This window comes from Arenibacter sp. F26102 (genome assembly GCF_023015865.1).
Taxonomy (GTDB): Bacteria; Bacteroidota; Bacteroidia; order Flavobacteriales; family Flavobacteriaceae; genus Arenibacter.
In genome coordinates this window covers 1-7,747 of record NZ_JALKBC010000035.1, presented here as the reverse complement: position 1 = coordinate 7,747, position 7,747 = coordinate 1, and the positions used below count along the sequence as shown (strand labels likewise).

The window sequence follows — 7,747 nt, the reverse complement described above, 5'->3', positions numbered from 1 at the left end:
GTGACTGCAAAATTGGGAGCCGATGCGGTGACGAATGCTAAACTGGCGGACAACGCGGTACAGACAGAAAACATATTAAGCGGAGGCAACGACAAGGTATTGGTTACGGATGCAGTTGGTACTGTGGAGTGGATCGACAAGTCGAGCTTTGCCGCCATTGCGGACCAGCTAACTATTACGGGAGCGGGAACTGCTGGTGACCCCTTCAAAGTGGAGGACCTATCCATAGTTACAGCCAAGCTTGGAGCCGATGCGGTGACCAATGCTAAATTGGCCGATAATGCGGTACAGACAGAAAACATATTAAGCGGAGGTAACGACAAGGTATTGGTTACGGATGCAGTTGGTACTGTGGAGTGGATCGACAAGTCGAGCTTTGCCGCCATTGCGGACCAAGTAACGATTACGGGAGCGGGAACCGCTGGAGACCCGTTCAAAGTGGAGGATCTTTCCATTGTTACTGCCAAGCTTGGAGCCGATGCGGTGACCAATGCTAAACTGGCGGACAACGCGGTTCAGACGGAAAACATATTAGGCGGAGGCAACGACAAGGTATTGGTTACCGATGCGGTTGGTACTGTGGAGTGGATCGATAAATCAGTTTTAAATACTGATAATCAAGGAATTAGTAGTTCAGTTGTTAGTGCTAATGAGTCAGTAAATATAGCCTTGGAAAGAGGAGGAAGTACAACTATTGATATCCGTGATGCAGATAATGATCCAACTAATGAAATAGAATTACCGGCTGGAGGAACAGGCGGACAAGTACTTTCTACAGACGGTTCAGGAATATATTCTTGGATTGATCCTGATACCGGTCCACAAGGTCCGGCTGGTCCACAAGGACCTCCGGGTAGTGACGGAGCCACGGGAGCCACAGGTGCTCAAGGTCCAACAGGAGCCACAGGTGCCCAAGGTCCTACTGGAGCTCAGGGTCCAACAGGAGATACAGGAGCTACTGGAGCCCAAGGTCCAACAGGAGATACCGGAGCCACAGGTGCCCAAGGCCCTACGGGAGCTCAGGGGCCAACAGGAGCTCAGGGGCCAACTGGTGCCAAAGGAGATACGGGTGATACCGGAGCAACCGGTGCCCAGGGTCCAACAGGAGATACAGGAGCCACTGGAGCCCAGGGTCCAACAGGAGATACCGGAGCCACAGGTGCCCAAGGCCCTACGGGAGCTCAGGGCCCAACAGGAGCGCAAGGTCCAACAGGAGCCAAGGGGGATACTGGTGATACTGGAGCCACAGGAGCGCAAGGTCCTACCGGAGCCAAGGGAGATACAGGTGATACAGGAGCCACAGGAGCGCAAGGTCCAGCAGGTCCTGCCGGATCGGATGGTATCGATGGTGCTGTTGGCCCGCAAGGTCCAGCAGGCCCAACAGGGGCTACGGGTTCACAAGGTCCAACAGGAGCAACAGGTCCAGCGGGGGATCCAGCAACGGATGACCAGACCTTGAGCATTGCAGGTGATCAATTGAGTATATCTGGCGGTAATACCATTACAGTGCCTACGGCCGATGGAACAGAGACTATAGTGACTGCAGGTAATGATATTAGTGTAACTGGAAATGGTAGTAGTGCCACTCCTTATGTAATTGCAAATACACGACCTAATATTTTCTATCCGCCTTCCATTGCTGTGGATGCCTCCTCAACAGGCACGGGTAGGACAATTAATCTGCATACGCAATATACGGCTCAGTTTGGATCACCGATGGTGGCTAGTAATTTGGCACCTGGGGCTATACCAACCTATGCCAATACGGAGCTGTATTACTATGTTACGTATTACGATAATACGGTGTTCGACAATGTAAGTGTGGATGAATTTGGTGTAATGACCTATGATGTAATAGCAACGCCAACAGATTATAATTCGCTTATCAACGTAGTATTTGTAGTGAAATAGATTATATAAACCAACTAGGTACAACAGGAGTTTGAAACCAAAACACATATATAGATTTCTTTTTGTTACCCTTGTAACCATATTCTTTGGTGCTAATAGGGCCAATGCGCAATTTTTGTTGCAGGCTCCCAACAGTACCGATGAACATAATTATAAATGGTACGAGGCTTCCGATACCTCCACGGTATTGGGTACAGATTTCTTTTATGAGGTTACTTCATCAGGAATTTATTTTGCAACCTATGATGGTACCCTTTGTGGAGCAAATGCCACAGGTTATTTTATTGTAACGGATTGTACAAGTCCAGATAATGAGGTAACCATGGATATTTCCAATAATGTGAGTCCTAGCGCTGCTATTAGTTGGTCGCCGGCAGTTGGTGGTGATCAACTAAGGCCAACAGTAATCGCTACACAAAGTGTGGTTCGTTATACCGCCACTGTAACCAAGGCTGGGAATTCTTTTGATTTGCCGAATTTTACGGTGGTTTGTTTACAGCAGTCCAGTGTTTTGGTTGATGATTTTATAGCGGTCAACGAAGATTCGTCTGTAGTAGTACCCATTTTTGATAATGATAGCAATTTGCCTACAACTGGTATATTGACTACATCAAATCCGTTTAACGGGAATGTTCTTGTAGATGATAATGGTTCGCCGAACAATCCATCTGATGATATAGTGACCTTTGTTCCAAATCCGAACTTTAATGGTCCAATTACATTTACCTATACTATTTGTAATGCCTTGGGTGATTGTAGTACGGCAACCGTAAATGTGGATGTACTTCCTATTGTTGATGCATTTGATGATTCTGTGGCTACCTTAGAGGACATGCCTGTAGATATAGATATCTTGGCGAACGATAATGATATTCCTATCCTCGGAACCATAACAACCACCAGTCCATCCAATGGCAGTGTATTAGTTCATAACAATGGCACACCAAACGACCTTACAGATGATTTTGTAACCTATACACCTAATAGTGGTTATACAGGTAGTGATCTTTTTACCTACACAATTTGTGATAATCAATCCAATTGTAGTACGGCAACTGTCAATATACTGGTCAATCCTGATGGAATAGTGGACATTGATAGTGATGATGATGGAATTTTAGACAGTTTTGAAGATCTTAATTTGGATGGTGATAATGACCCCAGCACAGATCCAACGGATTCCGATGGTGATGGTATACCAGATTATTTGGACATTGATAGTGATAACGATGGTATTCCAGATAACGTTGAGGCCCAAACTACCCAAGGTTATGTTCCGCCAAGTGGAGTGGATGCCAATAACAATGGTCTGGACGATGCCTATGAAAATAATGGAAATATAGGCTTGTTCCCAATTGATACGGACGGGGATAATTTACCAGATTACTTGGATGAAGACAGTGATAATGATAATGTACCTGACAGAATTGAAGGCCATGATCATGATCATGACGGAATCCCGGATGTAGTTTATATAGGTTCGGATAAGGATAATGATGGTCTGGATGATGGTTATGAAGGAAATACGACCATTGATGTGGATGTTAATGATGAGATTAACGACCCATACAATGATTTACCCAACACCGATGGTGACGATGAAGTAGATTATCGGGACACAGACGATGATGATGATGGTATACTTACCATTGATGAAGATGAAAACGGGGATGGAAATTATGCCAATGACGATTTTGATGAGGATGGAATTCCTGATTATTTGGATTCCGATTTGATTATACTGGACGTTGGAGTTGAAGTGTTTAATGTGATAACACCAAATAACGACGGTATCCATGATGTTTTGACTATAAAGGGAATTGAAAATTATCCAAACAATACTATCAAAATATATAACCGTTGGGGAGTTTTGGTATATGCCACTAAGGCCTATAATAATGATTCCAATTATTTTGACGGTACTTCGGAGGGGAGGGTCACCATTAATAAAGACAATCAATTACCGGTAGGAACTTATTTCTATATTTTGGACTATACCCCATCTGTAGGAGGAAAGATGACGACGCTTACGGGATATATTTATATAAACAGATAAAGGATGCCAGATCTAATAAAAAACACACGCGAGCCGAACCTTATAGCATTATGGTTATTTGCCGTAATTATCTTGGTCAGCTTCGAGGTACGGTCCCAACAGGACGCCCAATATACTCAGTATATGTATAATACCGTAAGTGTTAACCCAGCTTATGCAGGATCTCGTGGTCATATAAGTATGGCAGCATTGCACAGGTCGCAATGGGTAGGTTTGGACGGTGCTCCCACCACCCAGACTTTAAATTTGCATTCGCCCATTGGGTATAGGGGAGTAGGTTTGGGACTTTCAATTGTGAACGACAAAATTGGCCCCACATCTGAAACTTATTTTGATGGGGATTTCTCGTACACCGTTTATACCTCCCAAGAAGGTAGATTGAGCTTCGGATTAAAAGCCAGTGCACATATGCTGGATATTCGCTATTCCGAGCTTAATCAAGATTATACCAATCCAGGAGGACCGGACCCTACTTTACAGCAGGACATCGACAATAAATTTTCCCCAAATTTAGGAGCGGGCGTTTATTACCATACCCAAAAATTTTACGCAGGTTTGTCGGTGCCCCGATTTTTGCAGACCACACATTTTGATGGTGAAGCGCTGTCGACAGCAAAGGAACAGATGAATTTATATCTAATAACCGGTTACGTCTTTGATTTGAATACCAATTTAAAATTTAAACCTGCCATTTTAGCCAAAGTAGTTCAGGGTGCGCCCGTTCAACTTGATGCATCTGCTAATTTTATGCTTAGTGACAAGTTTATTTTTGGGGCCGCCTATAGATGGGACGCCGCACTTAGCGCCATGGTAGGCTTCAATATTTCCAATTCTTTTCTAATTGGATTGGCCTATGACAAGGAAACTACGGAATTGGGTCAGGCTACCTTTAATGACGGATCCTTTGAGATTATATTGCGTTATGACTTTATTAAAGAGCTTGGCAATTTAAAGTCTCCGAGATTTTTCTAACACATTATTCCAATTTTTATTAGTGTTACCGGTATTTCAAAAGCCGCAAGTGTAAGAAAGGCTATACCCACTTTTTCAACGGTGCTTCGTTTTCATTACTTGGAAGTTTGCCTATGGCGATTAAAAATCATTTTAAACAATTGTCTCTATAGTTTACTCAGAGGATTACTTATTTAACGGAAAACTGTTTGATAGGCGTGAATGGGGATCTATGGTAATTTCCATATAAATCATAAAATCAAATTATTGTCACAATATTCGTGGTAGAAACTTGCTCTAGCCAACCTTTCTAAGGTTGGAAGGCATTAACACGAAACATTCCCAAAGTATTTAAATTTTATGATGGACTTAGCCCTTATTATTGGGGAAAGGTTTTATTTTTACAAAATGGAAGAGGAAAAGGTAATTCTTGTTAATGAATTTGATGTTCAAATTGGTCTGATGCCTAAAATGGAAGCTCATGAAAAGGCTTTGCTCCATAGGGCATTTTCTGTTTTTATTATGAACGATAAAGGGGAAACAATGATCCAACAAAGGGCTGGTCACAAATATCACTCCCCTCTCTTATGGACAAATACTTGTTGTAGTCATCAGCGGGACGGAGAAACTAATATTGAAGCAGGAAAAAGAAGATTAAGGGAAGAAATGGGGTTTGAGGCGGAATTGAAGGAGTTGTTTTCCTTTATTTATAAAGCTCCCTTTGACAATGGCCTTACTGAGCATGAATTTGATCATGTAATGATAGGGCACTATAATGGGGAGCCAACCATAAATCCAGAAGAGGTTGCATCATGGAAATGGATGACTCCTTTTGCAATTAAACAGGATATGGCTACTAACCCTGAGAAATACACCGCCTGGTTCAAAATTATTTTTGATAAGTTTTACAATCATATTTCGCAATATAATACGGCCATATGAAAGTAAAGGTAAGTAGGAAAGCCCATTTTAATGCTGCTCACAGGCTGTATAGGCCAGATTGGAGTTTTGAAAAAAATAACAGTGTTTTTGGACTGTGTAATAACCCTAATTTTCATGGCCATAATTATGAGCTGGTAGTTAGTGTTACTGGAGAAATTGATCCGGAGACTGGTTTTGTTATGGATATGAAGGTCCTTAAGGATCTAATTAAGGATAAAATTGAAAATCAGCTAGATCATAAAAACCTTAATGTTGAAGTGGAATGGTTCAAGACCGTAAATCCAACAGCCGAAAATATAGCAGTTTATATTTGGAACTTGCTCAGGCCATTTATAGAAGCCTCACATGAACTGGAGGTTATCTTATTTGAGACCCCAAGAAATTACGTGACTTTTTCCGGGTAGATTGGTTTAATAAAATTATAACAGAATACAAATACATAATACCATACAGAATGAACTTATATCCTTTAAAATTCAATCCAATCCTAAAAGAGCGCCTTTGGGGCGGTACCAAATTAAAAGATGTCTTGGGAAAGCCCATTGAAAATGATATTACTGGTGAAAGTTGGGAGCTTTCTGCGGTGGAGGGAGATGTGTCCGTTGTATCCAACGGTGATTTATCGGGTACTTCCTTACAGGAATTGATAAACAAATACCCGGAAGAATTATTGGGAAAGAGTGTTGTTGAACGATTTGGTAAGGAATTCCCCATTCTTATTAAGTTTATTGATGCCAAACAGGATTTGTCCATTCAATTGCACCCCAATGATGAATTGGCCAAAAAACGACACAATTCCTTTGGGAAAACAGAGATGTGGTATATAATGGATGCCGATAAGGGGGCAGAGTTGATAGTGGGTTTTAATAAGGATGTAACCAAGGAAGAATATGCCAAGAGCATTGAGGAGAATACGCTGTTGGATTTATTAAACTATGAAAGTGTAAAGGAAGGGGATACTTTTTTTATAAACACAGGTAAGATGCATGCTATTGGTGCCGGGGTATTATTGGCGGAGATACAGCAGACTTCGGATATCACCTACCGTGTTTTCGATTTTAATAGAAAGGATAAAAATGGCAATTTAAGGGAATTGCATACCGATTTGGCCTTGGATGCCATAGATTACACCAAGAAGGCCGATTTTAAGGTGAAGTATTCCGATAAAAAAGACAGTGTAAATAATATGGTTTCCTGTCCTTATTTTAACACCAACATTTTAGAGCTTACCAAGGACTTGGAGTTGGATGTTGAAAAAAGGGATTCGTTCACCATCTACATGTGCGTAGGAGGTAAGGCAACTATTTCCAATGAATTTGGTTCGGTAACAATAAAAAATGGGGAGACCACTTTGGTACCTGCACAGTCCAAAAAAATAAATATAATGACAACGAGCGCAAAACTTTTGGAGGTTACAATCTGAAAATGATTACTTTTGCAAAAAAAATATTACCAATGGCAAGTATAAAAGATTTAAAGAAAGACATTAATTACGTTTTAGGAGATATTATTGAAGCTGTGTATTTAGTGGAAGCTTCTGGAAATAAGCAAAATTCAAAAGAGGGCAATGCGCTAATAGATAGCGCAATTGAAACTTTTGATGACTTAATAGCAAAAGTGAACCAGAAGTCAGTAGAGAACAGACCGGCACATTTAAAATCCGTTAAAGCGGAATTGGAAACTAAAGCAGGTTCTTTGATTGAACAACTGAATAAATTAGGGTAATAATAGCCTAAGAAATAGTAAAAAAAAAAGAGGCCGTCTAAAAACCATTAGGCGGTCTTTTTATTTTTAGTGACTTTGGTAACTTTGGTTTTTAAACTGTTTTAATTTGAACAGTGTAAGGAAGCCAGAGTAGTCCTATCCGGCTAGGGTAACTTTTTTCAG

Annotated in this window: 7 protein-coding genes; all 7 read left to right on the top strand. The window is 41.3% G+C overall.

The window, feature by feature from the left end:
- On the top strand, positions 1-1,911 hold a 1,911-nt coding region (locus MWU78_RS22490; protein WP_281503894.1), incomplete at its 5' end, for a hypothetical protein.
- Between the two features lie 31 nt (positions 1,912-1,942).
- Positions 1,943-3,967, top strand: coding sequence for a gliding motility-associated C-terminal domain-containing protein (locus MWU78_RS22040; RefSeq protein WP_247001938.1), 2,025 nt, complete (start codon positions 1,943-1,945; stop codon positions 3,965-3,967).
- A 3-nt stretch (positions 3,968-3,970) separates the two neighbouring features.
- Positions 3,971-4,939, top strand: coding sequence for a type IX secretion system membrane protein PorP/SprF (locus tag MWU78_RS22035; protein WP_247001936.1), 969 nt, complete (start codon positions 3,971-3,973; stop codon positions 4,937-4,939).
- 387 nt (positions 4,940-5,326) lie between these two features.
- Positions 5,327-5,860, top strand: a complete 534-nt coding sequence (gene idi / locus MWU78_RS22030) for an isopentenyl-diphosphate Delta-isomerase (RefSeq protein WP_247001942.1) — start codon at positions 5,327-5,329, stop codon at positions 5,858-5,860.
- On the top strand, positions 5,857-6,264 hold the full coding sequence (locus MWU78_RS22025; protein ID WP_247001934.1) for a 6-carboxytetrahydropterin synthase: 408 nt from the start codon (positions 5,857-5,859) through the stop codon (positions 6,262-6,264). Before idi ends, MWU78_RS22025 begins: the two co-directional genes overlap by 4 nt.
- Before the next feature lie 50 nt (positions 6,265-6,314).
- On the top strand, positions 6,315-7,283 hold the full coding sequence (locus MWU78_RS22020; RefSeq protein WP_247001932.1) for a type I phosphomannose isomerase catalytic subunit: 969 nt from the start codon (positions 6,315-6,317) through the stop codon (positions 7,281-7,283).
- Between the two features lie 32 nt (positions 7,284-7,315).
- Positions 7,316-7,585 (top strand): hypothetical protein, encoded by a 270-nt coding sequence (locus MWU78_RS22015; RefSeq protein WP_247001940.1) that lies wholly within the window; start codon positions 7,316-7,318, stop codon positions 7,583-7,585.
- Positions 7,586-7,747: the final 162 nt, after the last annotated feature.